Annotated in this window: 25 protein-coding genes; 17 read left to right on the top strand and 8 right to left on the bottom strand. The window is 54.1% G+C overall.

Annotated features, from left to right (window positions below):
• Positions 1-11 precede the first annotated feature (11 nt).
• From fliF to rcsA, 14 genes are all read left to right on the top strand, one after another.
• A complete protein-coding gene (fliF, locus tag QEN31_RS09620) occupies positions 12-1,694 on the top strand; it encodes a flagellar basal-body MS-ring/collar protein FliF (protein WP_001276834.1) in 1,683 nt (560 codons plus the stop codon).
• Positions 1,687-2,682, top strand: a complete 996-nt coding sequence (gene fliG / locus QEN31_RS09615; RefSeq protein WP_000067735.1) for a flagellar motor switch protein FliG — start codon at positions 1,687-1,689, stop codon at positions 2,680-2,682. The genes fliF and fliG overlap by 8 nt, the downstream gene beginning before the upstream one ends.
• The gene (gene fliH, locus QEN31_RS09610) at positions 2,675-3,382 is read left to right on the top strand and encodes a flagellar assembly protein FliH (RefSeq protein ID WP_000064163.1); all 708 of its coding nucleotides are present in this window, start codon (positions 2,675-2,677) and stop codon (positions 3,380-3,382) included. Before fliG ends, fliH begins: the two co-directional genes overlap by 8 nt.
• Positions 3,382-4,752 carry a flagellar protein export ATPase FliI gene (gene fliI, locus QEN31_RS09605; protein ID WP_000213257.1) on the top strand — a complete coding sequence of 457 codons (1,371 nt, stop codon included), beginning with the start codon at positions 3,382-3,384 and terminating at the stop codon, positions 4,750-4,752. Before fliH ends, fliI begins: the two co-directional genes overlap by 1 nt.
• A 21-nt stretch (positions 4,753-4,773) precedes the next feature.
• Positions 4,774-5,217: a flagellar export protein FliJ gene (gene fliJ / locus QEN31_RS09600; RefSeq protein ID WP_000046981.1), complete on the top strand. Its 444-nt coding sequence runs from the start codon at positions 4,774-4,776 to the stop codon at positions 5,215-5,217.
• On the top strand, positions 5,214-6,431 hold the full coding sequence (fliK, locus tag QEN31_RS09595; protein ID WP_000631669.1) for a flagellar hook length control protein FliK: 1,218 nt from the start codon (positions 5,214-5,216) through the stop codon (positions 6,429-6,431). The genes fliJ and fliK overlap by 4 nt, the downstream gene beginning before the upstream one ends.
• 104 nt (positions 6,432-6,535) lie before the next feature.
• Positions 6,536-7,003 carry a flagellar basal body-associated protein FliL gene (fliL, locus tag QEN31_RS09590; RefSeq protein WP_000132169.1) on the top strand — a complete coding sequence of 156 codons (468 nt, stop codon included), beginning with the start codon at positions 6,536-6,538 and terminating at the stop codon, positions 7,001-7,003.
• Between the two features lie 4 nt (positions 7,004-7,007).
• The gene (gene fliM, locus QEN31_RS09585; RefSeq protein WP_000502811.1) at positions 7,008-8,012 is read left to right on the top strand and encodes a flagellar motor switch protein FliM; all 1,005 of its coding nucleotides are present in this window, start codon (positions 7,008-7,010) and stop codon (positions 8,010-8,012) included.
• Positions 8,009-8,422 (top strand): flagellar motor switch protein FliN, encoded by a 414-nt coding sequence (gene fliN, locus QEN31_RS09580; protein ID WP_001282115.1) that lies wholly within the window; start codon positions 8,009-8,011, stop codon positions 8,420-8,422. Before fliM ends, fliN begins: the two co-directional genes overlap by 4 nt.
• A complete protein-coding gene (gene fliO, locus QEN31_RS09575; protein ID WP_000978276.1) occupies positions 8,422-8,799 on the top strand; it encodes a flagellar biosynthetic protein FliO in 378 nt (125 codons plus the stop codon). The genes fliN and fliO overlap by 1 nt, the downstream gene beginning before the upstream one ends.
• Positions 8,799-9,536 (top strand): flagellar type III secretion system pore protein FliP, encoded by a 738-nt coding sequence (fliP, locus tag QEN31_RS09570; RefSeq protein ID WP_001253410.1) that lies wholly within the window; start codon positions 8,799-8,801, stop codon positions 9,534-9,536. The genes fliO and fliP overlap by 1 nt, the downstream gene beginning before the upstream one ends.
• A gap of 9 nt (positions 9,537-9,545) precedes the next feature.
• Positions 9,546-9,815: a flagellar biosynthesis protein FliQ gene (fliQ, locus tag QEN31_RS09565; protein WP_000187355.1), complete on the top strand. Its 270-nt coding sequence runs from the start codon at positions 9,546-9,548 to the stop codon at positions 9,813-9,815.
• Positions 9,816-9,823: 8 nt separating this feature from the next.
• Positions 9,824-10,618 (top strand): flagellar biosynthetic protein FliR, encoded by a 795-nt coding sequence (gene fliR, locus QEN31_RS09560; RefSeq protein ID WP_000616953.1) that lies wholly within the window; start codon positions 9,824-9,826, stop codon positions 10,616-10,618.
• Positions 10,619-10,899: 281 nt separating this feature from the next.
• Complete coding sequence (gene rcsA, locus QEN31_RS09555) at positions 10,900-11,523, top strand: transcriptional regulator RcsA (protein ID WP_000103974.1); 624 nt, start codon at positions 10,900-10,902, stop codon at positions 11,521-11,523.
• A 38-nt stretch (positions 11,524-11,561) separates the two neighbouring features.
• Here rcsA and dsrB read toward each other — a convergent pair whose 3' ends face one another.
• Positions 11,562-11,756 carry a protein DsrB gene (gene dsrB, locus QEN31_RS09550; RefSeq protein ID WP_000867218.1) on the bottom strand — a complete coding sequence of 65 codons (195 nt, stop codon included), beginning with the start codon at positions 11,754-11,756 and terminating at the stop codon, positions 11,562-11,564.
• 128 nt (positions 11,757-11,884) lie between these two features.
• On the opposite strand from dsrB, the gene yodD reads away from it, so the two are divergent.
• Entirely contained in the window at positions 11,885-12,112 is a 228-nt protein-coding gene (yodD, locus tag QEN31_RS09545) for a YodD family peroxide/acid resistance protein (protein WP_000844798.1), read from the top strand.
• Positions 12,113-12,421: 309 nt separating this feature from the next.
• Complete coding sequence (locus QEN31_RS09540; RefSeq protein WP_000948794.1) at positions 12,422-13,237, top strand: mannosyl-3-phosphoglycerate phosphatase-related protein; 816 nt, start codon at positions 12,422-12,424, stop codon at positions 13,235-13,237.
• Here QEN31_RS09540 and dgcQ read toward each other — a convergent pair.
• The 3 genes from dgcQ to QEN31_RS09525 all read right to left on the bottom strand — a co-directional run bounded on the left by dgcQ (position 13,216) and on the right by QEN31_RS09525 (position 16,272).
• Positions 13,216-14,928 carry a cellulose biosynthesis regulator diguanylate cyclase DgcQ gene (gene dgcQ, locus QEN31_RS09535; protein ID WP_001119822.1) on the bottom strand — a complete coding sequence of 571 codons (1,713 nt, stop codon included), beginning with the start codon at positions 14,926-14,928 and terminating at the stop codon, positions 13,216-13,218. The genes QEN31_RS09540 and dgcQ overlap by 22 nt on opposite strands.
• A gap of 164 nt (positions 14,929-15,092) precedes the next feature.
• Positions 15,093-15,278 carry a YodC family protein gene (locus QEN31_RS09530; RefSeq protein WP_000232161.1) on the bottom strand — a complete coding sequence of 62 codons (186 nt, stop codon included), beginning with the start codon at positions 15,276-15,278 and terminating at the stop codon, positions 15,093-15,095.
• Positions 15,279-15,354: 76 nt separating this feature from the next.
• On the bottom strand, positions 15,355-16,272 hold the full coding sequence (locus QEN31_RS09525) for a DUF808 domain-containing protein (protein WP_085983315.1): 918 nt from the start codon (positions 16,270-16,272) through the stop codon (positions 15,355-15,357).
• 169 nt (positions 16,273-16,441) lie between these two features.
• Between QEN31_RS09525 and yedA the strand changes: the two genes are divergently transcribed.
• A complete protein-coding gene (gene yedA / locus QEN31_RS09520; RefSeq protein ID WP_001212264.1) occupies positions 16,442-17,362 on the top strand; it encodes a drug/metabolite exporter YedA in 921 nt (306 codons plus the stop codon).
• Here yedA and QEN31_RS09515 read toward each other — a convergent pair.
• From QEN31_RS09515 to drpB, 4 genes are all read right to left on the bottom strand, one after another.
• Positions 17,351-17,821 (bottom strand): very short patch repair endonuclease, encoded by a 471-nt coding sequence (locus QEN31_RS09515; protein ID WP_099949653.1) that lies wholly within the window; start codon positions 17,819-17,821, stop codon positions 17,351-17,353. The two genes, yedA and QEN31_RS09515, sit on opposite strands and share 12 nt — an antisense overlap.
• Positions 17,802-19,232: a DNA cytosine methyltransferase gene (locus QEN31_RS09510; protein WP_001157322.1), complete on the bottom strand. Its 1,431-nt coding sequence runs from the start codon at positions 19,230-19,232 to the stop codon at positions 17,802-17,804. The genes QEN31_RS09515 and QEN31_RS09510 overlap by 20 nt, the downstream gene beginning before the upstream one ends.
• Positions 19,233-19,305: 73 nt before the next feature.
• A complete protein-coding gene (locus tag QEN31_RS09505; RefSeq protein WP_000377041.1) occupies positions 19,306-20,001 on the bottom strand; it encodes a phosphohydrolase in 696 nt (231 codons plus the stop codon).
• A gap of 91 nt (positions 20,002-20,092) precedes the next feature.
• Positions 20,093-20,392 carry a cell division protein DrpB gene (gene drpB / locus QEN31_RS09500; protein WP_000107430.1) on the bottom strand — a complete coding sequence of 100 codons (300 nt, stop codon included), beginning with the start codon at positions 20,390-20,392 and terminating at the stop codon, positions 20,093-20,095.
• Between the last annotated feature and the right edge of the window lie 266 nt (positions 20,393-20,658).

The following is a 20,658-nucleotide window of genomic DNA, read 5'->3' as shown; positions in this document are numbered from 1 at the left end:
CGAGGTGCGAGATGAGTGCGACTGCATCGACTGCAACCCAACCTAAACCTCTCGAGTGGCTTAATCGCCTACGCGCGAATCCCCGAATTCCGTTAATTGTGGCGGGTTCCGCTGCCGTGGCGATCGTCGTTGCGATGGTGCTGTGGGCCAAAACGCCCGATTACCGCACGCTATTTAGCAACCTTTCCGATCAGGACGGCGGCGCGATCGTCGCGCAGTTGACCCAGATGAATATCCCCTATCGCTTTGCCAATGGCAGCGGCGCGATTGAAGTGCCCGCCGACAAAGTGCATGAACTGCGTCTGCGTCTGGCGCAGCAGGGGCTGCCTAAAGGCGGCGCGGTAGGCTTTGAACTGCTTGATCAGGAAAAATTCGGTATCAGCCAGTTCAGCGAGCAGGTGAATTATCAGCGCGCGCTGGAAGGTGAACTGGCCCGGACGATCGAGACGCTGGGGCCGGTAAAAAGCGCCCGCGTTCACCTGGCGATGCCAAAGCCGTCGCTATTTGTGCGGGAACAAAAATCCCCTTCCGCCTCCGTCACCGTCACACTGGAACCGGGACGGGCGCTGGATGAAGGACAAATTAGCGCCGTGGTACATCTGGTTTCCAGCGCTGTCGCCGGTTTGCCGCCAGGAAACGTCACTCTGGTCGATCAATCCGGTCATCTGCTCACGCAATCCAATACCAGCGGTCGCGACCTTAATGACGCGCAATTAAAATTTGCTAATGATGTGGAAAGCCGTATCCAACGCCGTATCGAAGCCATTCTGTCGCCTATCGTCGGGAACGGTAATGTTCACGCTCAGGTAACCGCCCAGTTGGATTTTGCCAATAAAGAGCAGACGGAAGAGCACTACAGCCCGAACGGCGATGCGTCGAAGGCCACTCTGCGTTCACGTCAGTTGAATATTAGCGAACAGGTAGGCGCGGGCTATCCCGGCGGCGTGCCTGGCGCGCTGTCGAACCAACCAGCGCCGCCTAACGAGGCGCCGATCGCCACGCCGCCGACCAATCAACAAAACGCGCAGAATACGCCACAAACCAGCACCAGTACCAACAGTAACAGTGCTGGCCCGCGTAGTACACAGCGTAATGAAACCAGTAACTACGAAGTGGACCGCACCATTCGTCACACCAAAATGAATGTGGGCGATATTGAGCGTCTCTCCGTGGCCGTCGTGGTGAATTACAAAACGCTGGCGGATGGCAAACCGCTGCCATTGACCGCCGATCAGATGAAACAGATCGAGGATTTAACCCGTGAAGCGATGGGTTTTTCTGATAAACGCGGCGATACGCTAAATGTGGTGAATTCACCGTTTAGCGCAGTGGATAACACCGGCGGCGAACTGCCCTTCTGGCAACAGCAGTCCTTTATCGATCAGTTGCTCGCGGCAGGTCGCTGGTTGCTGGTGCTGGTGGTGGCCTGGATTCTGTGGCGCAAAGCGGTACGTCCGCAGTTGACGCGCCGCGTTGAAGAAGCGAAAGCGGCGCAGGAACAGGCGCAGGTTCGCCAGGAAACCGAAGAAGCCGTGGAAGTACGCCTTAGCAAAGACGAGCAGCTCCAGCAACGCCGGGCTAACCAGCGTCTGGGCGCTGAGGTGATGAGCCAGCGTATTCGCGAAATGTCAGACAACGATCCGCGCGTGGTGGCGCTGGTCATTCGCCAGTGGATGAGTAACGATCATGAGTAATCTTAGCGGTACCGATAAAAGCGTCATTTTGTTGATGACCATTGGCGAAGACCGGGCGGCAGAGGTGTTTAAACACCTCTCCACCCGCGAAGTACAGGCGTTAAGTACGGCGATGGCTAACGTGCGTCAGATCTCCAACAAACAACTGACGGACGTACTATCAGAGTTTGAGCAAGAAGCGGAGCAGTTCGCCGCGCTGAATATCAACGCCAACGAATACCTGCGCTCCGTACTGGTTAAAGCGCTGGGCGAAGAACGCGCCTCCAGCCTGCTGGAAGATATTCTGGAAACGCGCGATACCACCAGCGGTATCGAAACGCTCAACTTTATGGAACCGCAGAGTGCCGCCGACCTGATTCGCGACGAACACCCGCAGATTATCGCCACCATTCTGGTCCACCTCAAACGCAGTCAGGCCGCCGATATTCTGGCGCTGTTTGACGAGCGTCTGCGTCATGATGTGATGCTGCGTATCGCGACATTTGGCGGCGTACAGCCGGCGGCGCTGGCGGAGTTGACCGAAGTGCTGAATGGCCTGCTCGATGGTCAGAACCTGAAACGCAGCAAAATGGGTGGCGTAAGAACCGCGGCGGAAATTATCAACCTGATGAAAACGCAGCAGGAAGAAGCGGTTATTACCGCTGTGCGCGAATTCGACGGCGAACTGGCGCAGAAAATCATCGACGAGATGTTCCTGTTCGAAAATCTGGTGGATGTGGACGATCGCAGTATCCAGCGTCTGCTGCAGGAAGTGGATTCCGAATCGCTGCTGATCGCTCTGAAAGGCGCCGAACCGCCATTACGCGAGAAGTTCCTGCGCAATATGTCCCAGCGCGCCGCCGATATCCTGCGCGACGACCTTGCCAACCGTGGCCCGGTTCGTCTGTCTCAGGTGGAAAACGAGCAGAAAGCGATTCTGCTTATTGTGCGTCGTCTGGCGGAAACCGGCGAAATGGTGATTGGCAGCGGCGAGGATACCTATGTCTAATGAATTGCCGTGGCAAGTCTGGACCCCCGACGATCTCGCCCCGCCGCCAGAAACTTTTGTGCCGGTTGAGGCTGATAACGTGACCTTGACAGAAGATACGCCGGAGCCCGAACTCACTGCCGAACAGCAGCTGGAGCAGGAGCTGGCGCAGCTAAAAATACAGGCCCATGAACAAGGTTATAACGCCGGGCTGGCGGAGGGACGGCAAAAAGGACACGCGCAGGGATACCAGGAAGGGTTAGCGCAGGGGCTGGAGCAAGGACAAGCCCAGGCGCAGACGCAGCAGGCGCCGATTCATGCCCGTATGCAGCAGTTAGTGAGCGAGTTTCAGAACACGCTTGACGCGCTCGATAGCGTTATCGCCTCACGGCTGATGCAAATGGCCCTGGAGGCCGCACGTCAGGTCATCGGCCAAACGCCGGCGGTGGACAACTCAGCGCTGATTAAACAGATCCAACAACTGTTGCAGCAAGAGCCGCTCTTTAGCGGCAAGCCGCAGTTGCGCGTGCATCCGGACGACTTACAGCGGGTGGAAGAGATGCTGGGCGCCACGCTCAGTCTTCACGGATGGCGGTTACGCGGCGATCCAACGTTGCATCACGGCGGGTGTAAAGTCTCTGCCGATGAGGGCGATCTGGACGCCAGCGTCGCCACTCGCTGGCAAGAGTTGTGTCGCCTGGCGGCGCCGGGAGTGCTCTGATGACCACGCGCCTGACCCGCTGGCTTACCGCGCTCGACAACTTTGAAGCCAAAATGGCGTTATTGCCGGCGGTGCGTCGTTATGGACGTTTAACCCGCGCCACTGGCCTGGTACTGGAGGCCACCGGTCTCCAGCTTCCGCTGGGCGCCACCTGCATTATTGAGCGCCAGGACGGCCCTGAAACCAAAGAGGTGGAATCAGAAGTCGTCGGTTTTAACGGCCAGCGTCTGTTTCTAATGCCGCTGGAAGAGGTCGAAGGCATTCTGCCCGGTGCCCGCGTTTACGCCCGTAACGGGCATGGCGACGGTCTGCAAAGCGGCAAACAGTTACCGCTCGGCCCGGCCCTGCTTGGTCGGGTGCTGGATGGCGGCGGTAAACCGCTCGACGGACTGCCTGCGCCGGATACGCTGGAAACCGGCGCGTTAATCACGCCGCCGTTTAACCCGCTACAGCGAACGCCAATCGAACATGTGCTGGATACCGGCGTACGCGCTATCAACGCGTTGTTAACCGTAGGGCGCGGTCAGCGTATGGGACTCTTTGCCGGTTCCGGCGTTGGTAAATCGGTTCTGCTTGGCATGATGGCGCGCTACACGCGGGCGGACGTGATTGTCGTGGGACTTATCGGCGAACGTGGCCGCGAAGTTAAAGATTTTATCGAAAATATTCTCGGCCCCGACGGTCGCGCGCGTTCGGTGGTGATCGCCGCCCCGGCGGATGTCTCGCCGCTGCTGCGAATGCAGGGCGCCGCCTATGCCACCCGCATCGCCGAAGACTTTCGCGATCGCGGACAGCATGTGTTGCTGATTATGGATTCGCTGACGCGCTATGCAATGGCGCAGCGTGAGATTGCGCTGGCAATCGGCGAACCGCCAGCCACCAAAGGTTATCCGCCCTCGGTGTTCGCAAAGCTGCCGGCGCTGGTCGAGCGTGCCGGTAATGGCATCCACGGCGGTGGCTCTATCACCGCGTTTTATACCGTGTTGACCGAGGGGGACGACCAACAAGATCCCATTGCCGACTCGGCACGCGCAATCCTCGACGGGCACATTGTCTTGTCCCGCCGTCTGGCGGAGGCCGGGCACTATCCGGCCATTGATATCGAGGCGTCAATCAGCCGGGCGATGACCGCGCTCATTACCGAGCAGCACTATGCGCGGGTACGGCTATTTAAACAGTTGCTTTCCAGTTTCCAGCGTAACCGCGATCTGGTCAGCGTCGGCGCCTATGCCAAAGGCAGCGATCCGATGCTCGATAAAGCCATTACCTTATGGCCGCAACTGGAAGCGTTTTTACAGCAAGGCATTTTTGAACGGGCCGACTGGGAGGACTCTCTGCAGGCGCTCGATTTAATTTTCCCGACGGTGTGATAAAGCAGGAGGGCGACGATCATGGCACAACATGGCGCTCTGGAAACACTCAAAGATCTGGCCGAAAAAGAGGTAGATGACGCGGCGCGTTTACTGGGCGAAATGCGTCGCGGCTGCCAACAGGCGGAAGAACAGCTCAAAATGCTGATCGATTATCAGAATGAGTATCGCAGTAATTTGAACACCGATATGGGCAACGGCATCGCCAGTAATCGCTGGATCAACTATCAGCAGTTTATTCAGACACTGGAAAAGGCGATAGAGCAGCATCGCCTCCAGCTTACGCAGTGGACGCAAAAAGTCGACCTGGCGCTGAAGAGCTGGCGTGAGAAAAAGCAGCGACTTCAGGCCTGGCAAACCTTACAGGACCGACAAACCGCGGCAGCGCTGTTAGCTGAAAACCGCATGGATCAGAAAAAGATGGATGAATTTGCTCAGCGTGCAGCAATGAGGAAACCCGAATGATCACCCTGCCCCAACTGATCACCACCGATACCGACATGACCGCGGGTCTGACGTCAGGAAAAACCACCGGTTCAGCCGAGGACTTTCTGGCGCTCCTGGCGGGCGCGTTAGGCGCAGACGGCGCACAGGGCAAAGACGCCCGCATCACGCTGGCCGATTTACAGGCGGCAGGCGGCAAGTTATCGAAAGAGCTACTGACCCAACATGGCGAGCCGGGCCAGGCGGTGAAGCTTGCCGACCTGCTGGCGCAAAAAGCGAATGCGACGGATGAAACGCTTACCGATCTGACACAAGCGCAGCATCTACTGTCTACGCTAACGCCATCGTTGAAAACCAGCGCTCTGGCCGCACTGAGTAAGACGGCGCAGCATGATGAGAAAACGCCCGCGCTGAGCGATGAGGATCTTGCCAGTCTGAGCGCCTTATTCGCCATGCTGCCCGGACAACCTGTCGCGACGCCTGTCGCCGGAGAAACGCCGGCTGAAAATCACATCGCCTTGCCGTCACTGTTACGCGGCGACATGCCATCGGCGCCGCAGGAAGAGACACATACGCTCTCTTTTAGCGAGCATGAAAAAGGGAAAACCGAGGCGTCGCTTGCGCGCGCCAGCGACGATCGCGCCACGGGGCCAGCACTGACGCCGCTGGTAGTCGCTGCCGCCGCGACCAGCGCGAAAGTGGAGGTGGATAGCCCGCCCGCGCCAGTAACGCATGGCGCGGCAATGCCGACGCTCAGCAGCGCCACGGCGCAACCGCTACCTGTCGCCTCAGCCCCGGTACTCAGCGCGCCGTTAGGCAGCCATGAATGGCAGCAAACGTTCAGTCAGCAGGTCATGTTATTTACGCGTCAGGGACAGCAAAGCGCGCAGCTTCGATTGCATCCGGAAGAGTTAGGTCAGGTGCATATTTCGCTCAAGCTGGATGACAATCAGGCGCAGCTCCAGATGGTATCGCCGCACAGCCATGTCCGCGCCGCGCTGGAAGCCGCCCTGCCCATGTTGCGCACCCAGTTGGCGGAAAGCGGCATTCAGTTGGGACAAAGCAGTATCAGTAGCGAAAGCTTTGCCGGACAGCAGCAGTCTTCGTCGCAACAACAGTCTTCCCGCGCCCAACACACGGACGCGTTTGGCGCTGAAGATGACATAGCGTTAGCGGCGCCGGCCTCGCTTCAGGCCGCCGCGCGCGGCAATGGCGCAGTGGATATCTTCGCCTAACGCCAGAGGTAGCATGATTATCCGCGTCTTTTCCACGCTTTGTCGTGGACAGGACACGGGATAATCAGCCAATAAGCAGTACCGAAACAGGAAGCCCGTATCAGATGACTGACTCCGCGATTAACAAAAAGAGCAAACGCTCGATTTGGATACCTTTGCTGGTGTTGATTACCCTCGCCGCCTGCGCGACCGCCGGTTATAGCTACTGGCGTATGCAGCAGCAACCGACCACGAACGCTAAAGCGGAACCGGCTCCGCCGCCCGCGCCGGTATTTTTTGCGCTGGATACGTTTACCGTCAATCTGGGCGATGCGGATCGCGTGTTGTATATCGGCGTGACCCTGCGTCTGAAAGACGAAGCGACGCGCGCGCGATTAAATGAATATCTGCCGGAAGTGCGCAGCCGTCTGCTGTTGTTGTTTTCCCGTCAGAATGCCGCCGAGCTCTCAACAGAAGCTGGCAAACAAAAACTGATTGCCGCCATTAAAGAGACACTGGCCGCGCCGCTCGTTGCCGGACAACCAAAACAGGTCGTCACTGACGTGCTTTATACAGCTTTTATTCTGCGGTAACGATATGGGCGATAGTATTCTTTCTCAGGCTGAAATCGATGCGCTGTTGAACGGCGACAGCGACACCAAAGACGAACCCACTCCCGGTATCGCAAGCGATAGCGATATTCGCCCTTACGATCCCAATACCCAGCGTCGCGTCGTGCGTGAACGCTTGCAGGCGCTGGAGATTATTAACGAGCGTTTCGCACGCCAGTTCCGGATGGGATTATTTAACCTGCTGCGCCGCAGCCCGGATATTACCGTGGGTGCCATACGTATTCAGCCGTATCACGAATTTGCGCGTAACCTGCCGGTACCGACCAACCTGAACCTGATCCACCTGAAGCCGCTACGCGGCACCGGGCTGGTGGTGTTCTCGCCGAGTCTGGTGTTTATTGCCGTCGATAACCTGTTCGGCGGCGACGGCCGTTTTCCGACCAAAGTCGAGGGCCGCGAGTTTACCCATACGGAACAGCGTGTCATCAACCGTATGCTGAAACTGGCGCTGGAAGGCTATAGCGACGCATGGAAAGCCATTAATCCGCTGGAAGTGGAGTATGTGCGTTCCGAAATGCAGGTGAAATTTACCAATATCACCACCTCGCCGAACGATATCGTCGTCAATACGCCGTTTCATGTGGAGATCGGCAATCTGACCGGTGAATTTAACATCTGTCTGCCATTTAGCATGATCGAGCCGCTGCGTGAGCTGCTGGTGAATCCGCCGCTGGAAAACTCGCGCCATGAAGATCAGAACTGGCGTGATAACCTGGTGCGCCAGGTTCAGCACTCTGAACTGGAGCTGGTGGCCAATTTTGCCGATATTCCGTTACGTCTTTCCCAGATTTTGAAGCTGAAACCCGGCGATGTACTGCCGATTGAAAAACCCGACCGCATTATTGCTCATGTGGACGGCGTTCCGGTACTCACCAGCCAATATGGCACCGTAAACGGACAGTATGCGCTACGCGTAGAACATTTGATCAACCCAATTTTGAATTCGCTGAATGAGGAACAGCCCAAATGAGTGACATGAATAATCCGTCCGATGAGAATACTGGCGCATTGGATGATCTGTGGGCTGACGCGTTAAACGAGCAAAAAGCGACCACCACTAAAAGCGCCGCCGACGCGGTTTTCCAACAGCTTGGCGGCGGCGATGTCAGCGGTGCTATGCAGGATATCGATCTGATTATGGATATCCCGGTCAAACTGACCGTAGAGCTGGGCCGCACGCGAATGACCATTAAAGAACTGCTGCGTCTGACGCAGGGGTCGGTCGTCGCGCTGGACGGGCTGGCGGGCGAGCCGCTGGATATCCTGATTAATGGCTACCTGATTGCCCAGGGTGAAGTGGTCGTCGTGGCGGATAAATACGGCGTACGTATCACTGATATTATTACGCCATCCGAGCGTATGCGTCGTTTGAGTCGTTAATGATGAAGACAGAAGCCACGGTTTCTCAGCCCACCGCGCCAGCCGGATCGCCGCTCATGCAGGTGAGCGGCGCATTAATTGGCATTATTGCGCTCATTCTGGCGGCGGCCTGGGTGATTAAGCGTATGGGATTCGCGCCAAAAGGAAATAGCGTCCGGGGACTGAAGGTGTCAGCCAGCGCCTCGCTTGGCCCGCGCGAACGCGTGGTGATTGTCGAGGTCGAAAATGCGCGCCTGGTACTGGGCGTGACCGCCTCGCAGATCAACCTGCTGCACACCCTGCCGCCCGCGGAGAATGACACGGAAGCACCCGTTGCCCCACCGGCGGATTTCCAGAACATGATGAAGAGCTTACTCAAGCGTTCCGGGAGATCCTGATGCGCCGTTTGTTATTCCTTTCTCTGGCGGGTCTGTGGCTTTTTAGTCCCGCCGCCGCTGCGCAACTGCCGGGGCTTATCAGCCAACCATTAGCGGGCGGAGGCCAAAGCTGGTCATTATCCGTCCAGACGCTGGTTTTCATCACCTCGCTGACGTTTCTGCCGGCGATTTTACTGATGATGACGAGCTTCACGCGTATCATCATTGTTTTTGGCCTGTTGCGTAACGCGCTGGGCACGCCCTCGGCACCGCCAAATCAGGTGTTACTCGGGCTGGCGTTGTTTTTGACCTTTTTTATTATGTCGCCCGTCATTGACAAGATTTACGTGGATGCTTACCAGCCGTTTAGCGAGCAGAAAATTTCTATGCAGGAAGCGCTGGATAAAGGCGCGCAACCGTTACGCGCGTTCATGCTGCGCCAAACCCGCGAAGCCGATCTGGCGCTGTTTGCCCGTCTGGCCAATAGCGGTCCGTTACAGGGACCGGAAGCAGTACCGATGCGTATCCTCCTGCCCGCTTATGTCACCAGCGAATTAAAGACGGCGTTTCAGATCGGTTTTACGATTTTCATCCCTTTTTTGATTATCGACCTGGTGATCGCCAGCGTATTGATGGCGTTGGGGATGATGATGGTGCCGCCAGCGACAATCGCCCTACCGTTTAAGCTGATGCTGTTTGTGCTGGTCGATGGTTGGCAATTGCTTATGGGGTCGCTGGCCCAAAGCTTTTACAGTTAGAGGCGCAAAATGACTCCTGAATCCGTCATGATGATGGGCACCGAGGCGATGAAAGTCGCTCTCGCCCTGGCTGCGCCGCTGTTACTCGTCGCGCTGATTACCGGCCTCATTATCAGCATCTTGCAGGCCGCGACTCAGATTAATGAAATGACGCTGTCGTTTATCCCTAAAATCGTCGCGGTATTCATCGCAATTATCGTTGCCGGCCCGTGGATGCTCAACCTGCTGCTGGATTACGTGCGCACTCTGTTCAGCAATTTACCTTATATCATCGGATAAACAGAACGATGATCCAGGTTACAAGCGAGCAATGGCTATACTGGCTGCATCTCTATTTCTGGCCTTTGCTGCGCGTACTGGCGCTGATTTCAACGGCGCCCATTCTCAGCGAGCGCGCTATTCCCAAGCGGGTAAAACTGGGGTTGGGAATAATGATTACCCTTGTTATCGCGCCGTCGCTACCGGCAAACGATACGCCGCTTTTTTCTATTGCCGCCTTATGGCTGGCGATGCAACAAATTCTGATCGGTATTGCGCTGGGATTTACCATGCAATTCGCCTTTGCGGCGGTGCGTACCGCAGGTGAGTTTATCGGTCTGCAAATGGGGCTTTCCTTTGCCACCTTCGTCGACCCGGGCAGCCACCTGAATATGCCGGTTCTGGCGCGTATTATGGATATGCTCGCCATGCTACTGTTTCTCACCTTTAATGGCCATTTGTGGCTTATTTCGCTGCTGGTCGATACCTTCCACACCCTGCCCATCGGTAGTAACCCGGTGAACAGTAATGCATTTATGGCGCTCGCCAGGGCCGGAGGGCTCATTTTCTTAAACGGACTGATGCTGGCATTGCCGGTCATTACCCTCCTGCTTACGCTCAACCTGGCGCTGGGGCTATTAAACCGCATGGCGCCGCAGCTCTCGATATTTGTTATCGGTTTCCCGCTTACCCTCACCGTCGGCATTATGCTGATGGCCGCGCTAATGCCATTAATTGCGCCGTTTTGCGAACATTTATTCAGCGAAATTTTCAATTTGCTTGCTGATATTGTTAGCGAGATGCCGATAAATAATAACCCATAATTTTTATCCTGTTTTACTAAGGTTTATCCGAAAATAAATTTTAAAAAACATTCACCAGGATATATCCACTGCCCCTTATTTGTTTTTACTTCACTCACATAACGCAACATTCACTTTACTTTAAGATGATTCCTGGCAAATTATATGTAACTTTACGGGATAGTAAGTTCGCCTGAAAAACCGCGTAAGCGTTGTCTAAGGTGACTATTCGTGTTCCGTCTGATTATGGTGAGTTATTCAGGTAAGGGGAATTATCGTTACGCATTGAGTGAGGGTATGCCATGTCAACGATTATTATGGATTTGTGCAGTTACACCCGGCTAGGGTTAAGCGGGTATCTGGTCAGCAGAGGGGTGAAAAAAAGGGAAATCAACGACATCGAAACCGTTGACGAACTCGCTATCGCTTGTGGCGCGCATCAGCCTTCGGTGGTGTTTATTAATGAGGACTGTTTCATTCATACGCCTTCAGACAGTCAACAAATAAAGCAAATCATTAATCAACATCCTGACACGTTATTTATTGTTTTTATGGCAATTGCTAATGTGCATTTTGATGAATATTTATTAGTAAGAAAAAACTTATTGATTAGCTCGAAATCGATTAAACCTGACTCGCTGGATACCCTTCTTGGCGATATTCTGAAAAAAGAGTCGGGTATTTCAGGAACCATAAATTTACCAACATTATCGTTAAGTCGAACTGAATCCAGCATGTTGCGAATGTGGATGGAAGGTCAGGGAACCATTCAGATTTCTGACAGAATGAATATTAAAGCAAAAACAGTATCCTCCCATAAGGGGAATATAAAAAGAAAGATAAAAACGCATAATAAACAAGTGATCTATCACGTAGTACGGCTGACAGATAACGTCACTAACGGCATTTTTGTTAACATGCGCTGAGACATCCGGACTGGCAATGTACCTCCAGTCCGGCTCAATTAGTCCTGCTCCGCCTTCTCGACAAAAATACCATCCTGGTGACCTGACTCATTGAAGAACCAGATGCCGAGCGGGTAATCCTCCAGCGAAACCAGGTACATTGTGCCTTCACTAAATTCTTCCACTGCCAGTACCACGCCCGGTCGGCGGGGACCGCCGTCCGTTTTAACGGTTACCCGATCATTCACCTTCATCATTTTCCTCCTGTCGCTTTGTGCCAGTGTAGAACAATTTTCTGCGTCTGACAGCGCCTTGCCGGCGTGTTTGCTGGTTTTCTCAACGGTCTATACTTAGGCTGTCAGGAACCCGTGAGGTGGTGAAGATGAAAACGGCAAAAGAGTACAGTGATACGGCCAAGCGCGAAGTGAGCGTCGATGTAGATGCGCTACTGGCGGCCATCAATGAAATCAGCGAAAGCGAGGTTCACCGTAGCCAGGAAGATCCTGAGCGGGTGAGCGTAGACGGACGGGAATATCATACATGGCATGAATTAGCTGAAGCATTCGAGCTGGATATTCATGATTTTAGTGTAACAGAAGTAAACCGTTAAAAATGGCCGAAAAAAATCCCGGCCCTACGGGTCGGGATCAAACTTGCTTATGCAAGAAGCACTTGAAAATTCGTTACACCAGGAAATCTGATGTGAGATTTACCTTATCTGCAATTTTTTTGCATGACAAGTAAATATTTTTTACATGAATGATTAAGCACGCTAATAGTTCGGTAGCAAAAGTGTGACAACGCATGTGCTGCCTGGAAGCGACGGGATCGGTTCCAGTTAGCGTTCGACTTCTTTCGGGTGTGCTTTAGGACTTTTCCTGGAAATAAGCCCGCCGTTGCAACGGAAAATGAGGAAAAAATGCTCTCAATCCATGACCCCTTGCTGATTTTTACCGATCTGGACGGCACATTGCTGAACAGCCACACTTTTGAGTGGCAGCCCGCGGCCCCCTGGCTTACACGCCTGCATGAAAGCGGCGTGCCCGTGATCCTCTGTAGCAGTAAAACCGCGGCTGAAATGCTCCAGCTCCAGACGACGTTAAATCTACAGGGACTGCCGCTGATTGCGGAAAACGGCGCAGTGATCCAACTGGACGTTCATTGGGAAGACCATCCCAACTATCCCCGTCTGATAGCCGGTATTTCTCACAACGAAATCCGCCTCGTCCTGCATAAGTTGCGTGAAAAGGAACAGTTTAAGTTCACCACGTTTGATGACGTTGACGATCAGGTGATAAGCGAATGGACGGGCCTAAACCGGGCACAGTCTGCCCTAACCCGTCTGCATGAAGCGTCGGTGTCGCTGATCTGGCGCGATAGCGATGAACGCATGGCGCAGTTTGTCGCCCGTTTAAATGACCTGGGACTGCAATTTGTCCATGGCGCCCGTTTCTGGCATGTGCTGGACGCCTCCGCCGGTAAAGATCAGGCTGCCAATTGGCTGATTGAAGCATATCGTCGGCAGTGGCGCGCGCGTCCTCTGACGTTGGGGCTAGGAGACGGCCCCAATGATGCGCCCTTACTGGATGTGATGGATTATGCGGTTGTCGTTAAAGGGCTAAACCGGGAGGGCGTACATTTGCGTAACGACGATCCTCAGCGCGTCTACCGTAGCCAGAACGAAGGGCCGGATGGCTGGCGCGAAGGAATGGACTATTTCTTTTCCCGCTCCTGAGTCGCGTCGCTGGCGCAAATACGGTTACGTCCGGACTGTTTGGCGTAATAAAGCCGTTTGTCGGCCAGCGACTGCAACTGCTCAAAATCATAGTCGCCGTATTCCTCCGCGCTACTGATCCCCATTGACGCGCTGATACGAAGCGTCGTGCTTTTCGTCACCAGAATCTCTTTGTCATTAATGCGCTGGCGTATGCGTTCGGCAATCTGCAGCGCCTGCGCTTTCGTCGCGCCGGGCAGCACGATACAAAACTCTTCGCCCCCTACCCGTCCGGCGATGTCGTGCGCTCGAATGGTGCTGCCAATGAGCCCAGCGGCATGGGACAACACGCGATCGCCTGCCTGATGACCAAAGCGATCGTTAACGCTTTTAAAATAATCTAAATCCAGCTGTATCACAGAAAATGGCTGGCGGGCTTCCCGGTAGCGCTTTGCCAGCCTGGACGCTTTTTCAAACAGCGCGCCACGGTTATATAGCCGGGTCAGCGGATCGTGCCATGCCTGCCATTGCAGCGAATTTTGCAGAACAAACATGTTTTTGACCATATGTCGAATAACGCCCCAGGAGATCAACAGCATCGCCGTAAAAAGCACCCATAACAGCGTCAGCGCGATACTAATGCTGCCAAAATTCCCTTGTATGCCTTCACGTAATGTATGCACGCGCAGCAGGATGCCATCAAAATGATCCAGCCGCTCCCAGCTTACATAATGCGTTCCTAAACGCAGCCCGCCCAGGGTATCTTTTTCTATTTCACGCGCCAGTAAGGCGCGCTCACGGTCATTTAACGTATTCGCGGTTTGTTGTTCCGGCGCGGAGTCCGTCAACAAACGGAGATGGTTATCGTATAGCTGATATTCCCCTTCAATATCCTTTTCGGCCGCATCGCGCAGGAACCGCTGTAATGACGCGACGGGAATATCCATTGCCAGTACGCCATACCAGTAATTATCGTGATCCAGCGGTAGACTGGCTGTCACTTTTTTCTGCTCGTCAGTAACATAGGGCTGTGCGGAGGTAAACCACCGCACGCCGCGCTGTGAGTTACGCCGTTGGCTTTGCTCGATAAACCATGGCTGAGTCACGTACTGATAGTAACGGGAGACAATATCGCTACCGTACGCCGTAGGGAGAGTTGAGAGGTAAAACCCTGAGCGAGAAACATACATCGTCTCCAGCGCCAGCATGGCTGATGAGCGCGCCAGACGCGCCAGATACCCTAACTCCAGCGTGGCGGTTAATTCATTTGCCAGGTCACGACTCTCCCGCGAAAGAAGCGTCGTCCGGGCGACAAATTGATCGGAAACGCCATATAACGGCAATGTCCGCCGCTTATCCAACTCCAATTGCCAGAAATGTCTGACGCGTCGTTGCTCAAACTGCGTCACCGCGCTTTGCAATGCGGAAAAAGCCAGCGGCGCCACCAGCGCTTCATGCATACCGTTGCGTAAAAAGATCAACCTGTCCATGTTGAATTGCAGTTGGCGGTCAAGGACATTCGCGACGCTCCCCAGATGATTGCGCTGACTGGCGACATACGCGTCTTTCAGTATCATCACTTCCCGCCAGGTAAGTAGCGTCGAGAACAGCATCACGATCAGAAAACAGGTGTTGACGACATGACCGGGACCAAAACGCCGCGCCAGCTTTTTAAACCAGCCTTGATTGTCTAACAGTGTTTCGTGCGGCACCCTGGTAACTCCTGGTTATTGATACAACTCCCCCTGATGGCTTACGGTAGCCAGACCTCATCAAGGGATACCACTCAATCCTGGCATAACCAGGTAGCAGCATGTCGCAGCGCGACGACTCTTTTTCTCCACAGCAAAACGCCCGGCATTAACCGGGCGTTTTGTCATCGGGCTTCGTCCCGCACGCGCCTTTCCTTGCCTGGCACGAGCTCATTCTCATGGAATGCCTCCCGCTTTACGCCAAAACCATCATACCAGCGACACTCTACCATTCCGCTGGAATAACCGGTGACGATCATCCGGGGCCCACCCTCTTTCACGGTAACTTCCTCACTGACAGAAAAGACCATACCTGCCTCCTGTATCAGATGAAACGCTTTCACCTTAGACGAGGATGGACAATTTTGCATAATTCATTGTAGAAAATCAGTGCGAAACACCGCGAATTTTCGCCACACCTTTCACCAGCGCCACCACAATGGCGCCGATAATAAAGCCGAGCACCAGATTCAGCCCCGCAGGGATCGTATGCGCCATGAAAGCCCCCTGCTGCTGCGCAAAATGTTCAATGGCATGGTGTAGCGGCGCAATACCGTGTACGACAATTCCGCCGCCAACCAGAAACATCGCCAGCGTACCGACAATGGATAATGCTTTCATTAACCAGGGCGCGATAATCAGTAATCCTTTACCGACGCCCTGCGCCAGCACGCTACGCTTTTCCGCCAGCCAGTACCCCATATCATCCAGTTTGACAATAATACCCACCAGGCCATACACGCCAATGGTCACAACCAACGCAATCCCCGCCAGTACCAACACCTGATTAAGCAGCGGCGCCTGCGCGACAATCCCCAGGGTAATGGCCACAATTTCAGCGGACAGAATGAAATCGGTACGGACCGCCCCTTTTACTTTATCTTTTTCAAAGGCCAAAGGGTTTTGCGCAGCCAGCGCCTCAAGACGTTTTTGCCGCTCCGCCGGGTCTTCTTTGTGTTTTCGCGCCTCAAAGGTATGCAGGACTTTTTCTACCCCTTCAAAGCAGAGAAACGCGCCGCCTAACATTAATAAAGGCGTAATGGCCCACGGGATAAATGCGCTTATCAACAGCGCCAACGGCACCAGAATAACCTTGTTGATTAATGATCCTTTCGCCACGCTCCATACCACCGGCAGCTCGCGATTAGCGCGAACGCCGGTCACCTGCTGCGCATTGAGCGACAGGTCATCCCCCAGTACGCCCGCGGTTTTTTTCGCGGCCAATTTGCCCATTACCGAAATATCGTCCAGCAGCGTGGCGATATCGTCGAGTAATGTCAGTAAGCTACTTCCTGCCAAAATGATTTCCTCGGTCTTTTCTTCTAAGACGTTAAGTATGTAGCAAAACGCGCAATGCCGAAACCGGCGGCGCGGGTCAACGCCTTTTTATTCCAAAAGGACAATTATAATGCTCGCCAGCATAATAATTTTGACGTTTACTATATTCACCCTTTTTATTTCACCGTGAGTGATTATGCGTTTCCGGCAGTTATTACCTCTTTTTGGCGCGCTTTTTGCCTTGTACATCATTTGGGGGTCTACCTATTTTGTTATCCGCATAGGCGTTGAAAGCTGGCCGCCGCTGATGATGGCAGGCGTACGTTTTCTCTCGGCGGGGATGTTGCTCATGGCGTTTTTGCTGTTGCGCGGCGAAAAACTTCCGCCGCTGCGCCAGACCATCAACGCCGCGCTGATTGGTCTACTGCTGCTGGCGGTGGGTAACGGTCTGGTGACGGTGGCGGAGCATCAAAACGTGCCATCGGGCATTGCTGCCGTCGTGGTCGCCACTGTCCCGCTATTTACGCTGTGCTTTAGCTACTTTTTTGGTATTAAAACGCGCAAATTAGAATGGGTGGGGATTGCCATTGGACTTGCCGGGATTATTCTGCTGAACAGCGGCGGCAACTTAAGCGGCAATCCGTGGGGCGCGATTTTGATCCTGATAGGTTCGATGAGCTGGGCATTTGGTTCCGTTTACGGCTCGCGCATCGCCCTGCCTGTGGGCATGATGGCGGGTGCGATTGAAATGCTGGCGGCGGGCGTGGTATTGCTTTGCGCGGCGTTTCTTTCCGGCGAGAAGCTCGCCACGCTGCCTGGTTTATCGGGGTTTATGGCCGTCGGCTACCTGGCGTTGTTCGGTTCTATTATCGCCATTAATGCCTATATGTACCTGATTCGCAACGTCAGTCCGGCGCTGGCGACCAGCTACGCCTATGTGAATCCGGTTGTCGCCGTGTTACTTGGCACTGGCCTGGGCGGTGAGAGGTTATCGCCCGTTGAATGGGCCGCGCTGGGTGTGATTGTGTTTGCCGTAGTGCTGGTGACTCTGGGTAAGTACCTGTTTCCTGTCAAGGCGGTGGTCACGCCGTGTAAAACGGAAGATTCACGCCAGTAGATGAATCCCCTGGGTGTCGATCTGCGCGCTGGCGCCGCCGCCGCAGATCCACTCTTCCAGGCGCTCCGCCAACGCCGCGTCGCTCAATTTCGCTCGCCCGCGCAAGGCGCACTCCCAGACGATCAGTACCCGCCAGCCAAGCGCCTGTAAACGCTGAATATCGCGCTCATCGCGCTCAACGTTCTTACCGATTTTTTCCAGCCAGAAAGCCGTTCGCGTGGCCGGCACTTTGAACAGATAACAGTGGTGATGATGCCAAAAGCAGCCGTGAGTAAAAATCACACAATCATAATTATTCACCACAAAGTCCGGCTTGCCCGGTAATGTCGCGTCCTGAGTATGAAACGTAATCCCCTGTGCGCTTAACAGGCCAGCAAGACGTTTTTCAATAGCCGTATCGCGGGTCGCTATCGCGCGCATATTTTTACTGCGCGTGGCTTTATCGTGAACGTCCGCCATCTACCGTCTCTCTCTGACGCAACGTCACCGCCTGGTGAATTTTGGGTTCCAACAGCTTTGCTACCGCAGCAAATACCGGCACCACCACGGAGTTGCCAAACTGGCGATAGGCCTGCGTATCCGAGACAGGTATCCTGAACTGGTACGTTTGCGGCGCCTCAAATCCCATTAAACGCGCGCACTCTCTCGGCGTGAGTCGGCGGGGACGATGTTGTTGGTTGCCAGCATCGTCGAAATTCACTTCGCCTTTCGCCATATCCCAACCACGATCGATCAGAATTTCGGCACCATCTTTGTAGTAGCGAGCAGATAACGTGCGCGCCACACTTTCCGGATTGTCAGGATAAACCATGCCATAGCCAAAACCGTTTCCCCGCGCCTGGTGCTTTTTCGCGTAGCGATATAAATATTTCCACAGCACCGGCGTCAGGATATATTTGGCTTCGACGACGGGCTCCAGCAGTTCTGCCAGCGTCGGACGGCGCGGTGGATAACAACGGGCGATATTGCGTAACGTAAAATCGGTTTTCAGGTTTAAATCGCGACGGAATCCCACCAACACAATACGTTCCCGATGCTGAGGAAGAAAGTGCTGCCCGTCGATAATTTTCGGATCGTCCGGGCCATTGTCAGCGGCATCCGCCACGTCATATCCCAGTTCATCAAGCGTTTGCATAATAATGCGGAAGGTGTTGCCCTGGTCGTGACTTTTAAGGTTTTTCACGTTTTCCAGCACAAACAGCGCGGGGCGGCGGGCGTCGATAATTCTTACGACATCAAAAAATAACGTCCCCTGAGTCTCGCAGGCAAAGCCGTGGGCGCGGCCCAGCGCATTTTTCTTGGAAACGCCCGCCAGAGAAAATGGCTGACAGGGAAAGCCCGCCAGCAGGACATCATGTTGCGGAATATGCTGGCGAATGTGTTCCGCCGCCTCATCATCGCTGACCCCTTCCCGGTGGCTCAATGTGATATCGCGGATATCTTCATTAAAGCGATGTTGCAGCGGATCGCAAAAATAGTTCGCTTTATATGTCCGTACCGCGTGCTTATTCCATTCGCTGGTAAACACGCACTGTCCGCCTATCGCTTCAAATCCGCGGCGAATACCGCCGATGCCCGCGAAGAGATCGATAAAACGAAAGGCGTAATGTGGATGATGCGCTGGCGGCGTCGGCAACTCTGTTTTAAGACAGGTGAGTTCATTGTCGCTCAAGCGATGCCATGCCGCGTTCATCATTACGCGCTTGAAGATGGCCGGGCTCCAGTGCTGTTCGCCCAGGCCGTTAAGGTGCGCCACCAGCGTTTTAACATCGTAGATTTCCAGCAATTGACTCAGCATCGCCTGGAGCTCGCTTCCGGCGTCGTCGGCGATGAGGTTCCGGGCGTGTGTTACTGAAATATTTTCCTGCATACATTTAACCGGCCAAAAATAATTGCCGACAGACTAACATAAAATGACGCGGTTTACGTTTCAGCGACAGGGGTTACTGATGCGTAGCAAACATCTGGATGACCGCATCATCCCGTGTTTCATAGTCGCCTTTCAGCTCAGCGCTCAGTTTCGCCATGTACGACACCAGAAAATCCGCATTACGCTGCGCCAGGTACTTGCCCCGTTCGGTCTGCATCGTCAGCGGCAGTTTCAGCAGTTTGGTTTGAAAATGGTCGAGCGCGAATTGCTTATCGTTAAGAGGCCGTCTGTCGGCAAAGGGATCGTCGGCATCAAATAACGCGACGCCCAGCGCGCCGGAGACCGCGAAGACCCGCGCCAGACCAATGGCGCCCAACGCCTCCAGCCTGTCTGCATCCTGCACGATTTTTGCCTCTGGCGTGGTAGGCGCAATTTTTGCGCTGAAGCTATGCGCTTCGATAGCATGACAAATGCCCGCCAGTTTTTCTGCCGGAAAGTCAGGAAAATCCCGCAGAAAAATACGCCGGGTTTCTGCCGCCGCCAGAATGGAAGAACGATGCCGCTGCGGATGATTTTTCGCCAGGCTGACGATGTCATGGAAATAACATGCCGATAGCACCACCAGCCAGTCGACAGGACTGTTTTCCCCCAGCGTTTGCGCGGTTGCCCAAACACGACGAAAATGGAAGATGTCATGGGCGGCATCCTGTTCCTGATGGTGGTGACGTAGCCAGTCTTCAAACTGCGATTGCCAGTATCCTGAGTCCATACGCCCTCTCTTTATAGCAGACCATTTTTATTACATGCCTGAGCACAGGGTTCGCTATCCTGACATATCCGCCACCACTTTACATCCCTGCTTACTTGCGCGTTTCTGGCTTAGTGTCGGCGGGATAAGCCCTGTTTTTGCGAGGCCGGGTATACCAGGCAATACTCCCCAGAATAAGCCAGACGACGCCCAGCGAAAGCGCGTTAAGCCATTTTTCCGTTGCGCTGCCAGGAGTGCTGATTGGGCCGAGAACCGGCTCGGTTTGTATGGCGGACATCAGCCACACGCAACGCGCCATCGCCCAGATGAAGTAGCCGCAAAAGGTATAAAAAACCCATAACGCTAATTTGCCGCCCATGCTACGGGTGGCGTTGTCCTCCCTGGTACTCAAACTTTACTCCGCTTTTGTGATGTAAGTCATATGACATTAATTACATTATAATGTGATATTAATCACATTTCGACTATGGAATACCTCATCCACCTGTTCTGGCTATTCATTCCACAAATAGTTTATTCTCAGTTAATGTTACGTCTGGCGCTGAACCTGCTGTTAAATAAGGGAATGGTGATTGAATCGCACTCTGATGCAGAATAACCTATAACCAGAACAACTTATTTTTACGCACCGCGATAGCGTTTTATTTTATCAGCATT

Source organism: Salmonella sp. SA15303 (assembly GCF_029962125.1).
Classification (GTDB): Bacteria; Pseudomonadota; Gammaproteobacteria; order Enterobacterales; family Enterobacteriaceae; genus Salmonella; species Salmonella enterica.
The sequence above is the reverse complement of the archived record's forward strand: the minus strand, read 5'-3'. Positions and strand labels throughout refer to the sequence as shown.

Coding starts and splice junctions, on each gene's coding strand:
- fliF (WP_001276834.1), top strand. CDS start 12: ATGAGTGCGACTGCATCGACTGCAACCCAACCTAAACCTCTCGAGTGG.
- fliG (WP_000067735.1), top strand. CDS start 1,687: ATGAGTAATCTTAGCGGTACCGATAAAAGCGTCATTTTGTTGATGACC.
- fliH (WP_000064163.1), top strand. CDS start 2,675: ATGTCTAATGAATTGCCGTGGCAAGTCTGGACCCCCGACGATCTCGCC.
- fliI (WP_000213257.1), top strand. CDS start 3,382: ATGACCACGCGCCTGACCCGCTGGCTTACCGCGCTCGACAACTTTGAA.
- fliJ (WP_000046981.1), top strand. CDS start 4,774: ATGGCACAACATGGCGCTCTGGAAACACTCAAAGATCTGGCCGAAAAA.
- fliK (WP_000631669.1), top strand. CDS start 5,214: ATGATCACCCTGCCCCAACTGATCACCACCGATACCGACATGACCGCG.
- fliL (WP_000132169.1), top strand. CDS start 6,536: ATGACTGACTCCGCGATTAACAAAAAGAGCAAACGCTCGATTTGGATA.
- fliM (WP_000502811.1), top strand. CDS start 7,008: ATGGGCGATAGTATTCTTTCTCAGGCTGAAATCGATGCGCTGTTGAAC.
- fliN (WP_001282115.1), top strand. CDS start 8,009: ATGAGTGACATGAATAATCCGTCCGATGAGAATACTGGCGCATTGGAT.
- fliO (WP_000978276.1), top strand. CDS start 8,422: ATGATGAAGACAGAAGCCACGGTTTCTCAGCCCACCGCGCCAGCCGGA.
- fliP (WP_001253410.1), top strand. CDS start 8,799: ATGCGCCGTTTGTTATTCCTTTCTCTGGCGGGTCTGTGGCTTTTTAGT.
- fliQ (WP_000187355.1), top strand. CDS start 9,546: ATGACTCCTGAATCCGTCATGATGATGGGCACCGAGGCGATGAAAGTC.
- fliR (WP_000616953.1), top strand. CDS start 9,824: ATGATCCAGGTTACAAGCGAGCAATGGCTATACTGGCTGCATCTCTAT.
- rcsA (WP_000103974.1), top strand. CDS start 10,900: ATGTCAACGATTATTATGGATTTGTGCAGTTACACCCGGCTAGGGTTA.
- dsrB (WP_000867218.1), bottom strand. CDS start 11,756: ATGAAGGTGAATGATCGGGTAACCGTTAAAACGGACGGCGGTCCCCGC.
- yodD (WP_000844798.1), top strand. CDS start 11,885: ATGAAAACGGCAAAAGAGTACAGTGATACGGCCAAGCGCGAAGTGAGC.
- QEN31_RS09540 (WP_000948794.1), top strand. CDS start 12,422: ATGCTCTCAATCCATGACCCCTTGCTGATTTTTACCGATCTGGACGGC.
- QEN31_RS09530 (WP_000232161.1), bottom strand. CDS start 15,278: ATGGTCTTTTCTGTCAGTGAGGAAGTTACCGTGAAAGAGGGTGGGCCC.
- yedA (WP_001212264.1), top strand. CDS start 16,442: ATGCGTTTCCGGCAGTTATTACCTCTTTTTGGCGCGCTTTTTGCCTTG.
- QEN31_RS09515 (WP_099949653.1), bottom strand. CDS start 17,821: ATGGCGGACGTTCACGATAAAGCCACGCGCAGTAAAAATATGCGCGCG.
- QEN31_RS09510 (WP_001157322.1), bottom strand. CDS start 19,232: ATGCAGGAAAATATTTCAGTAACACACGCCCGGAACCTCATCGCCGAC.
- QEN31_RS09505 (WP_000377041.1), bottom strand. CDS start 20,001: ATGGACTCAGGATACTGGCAATCGCAGTTTGAAGACTGGCTACGTCAC.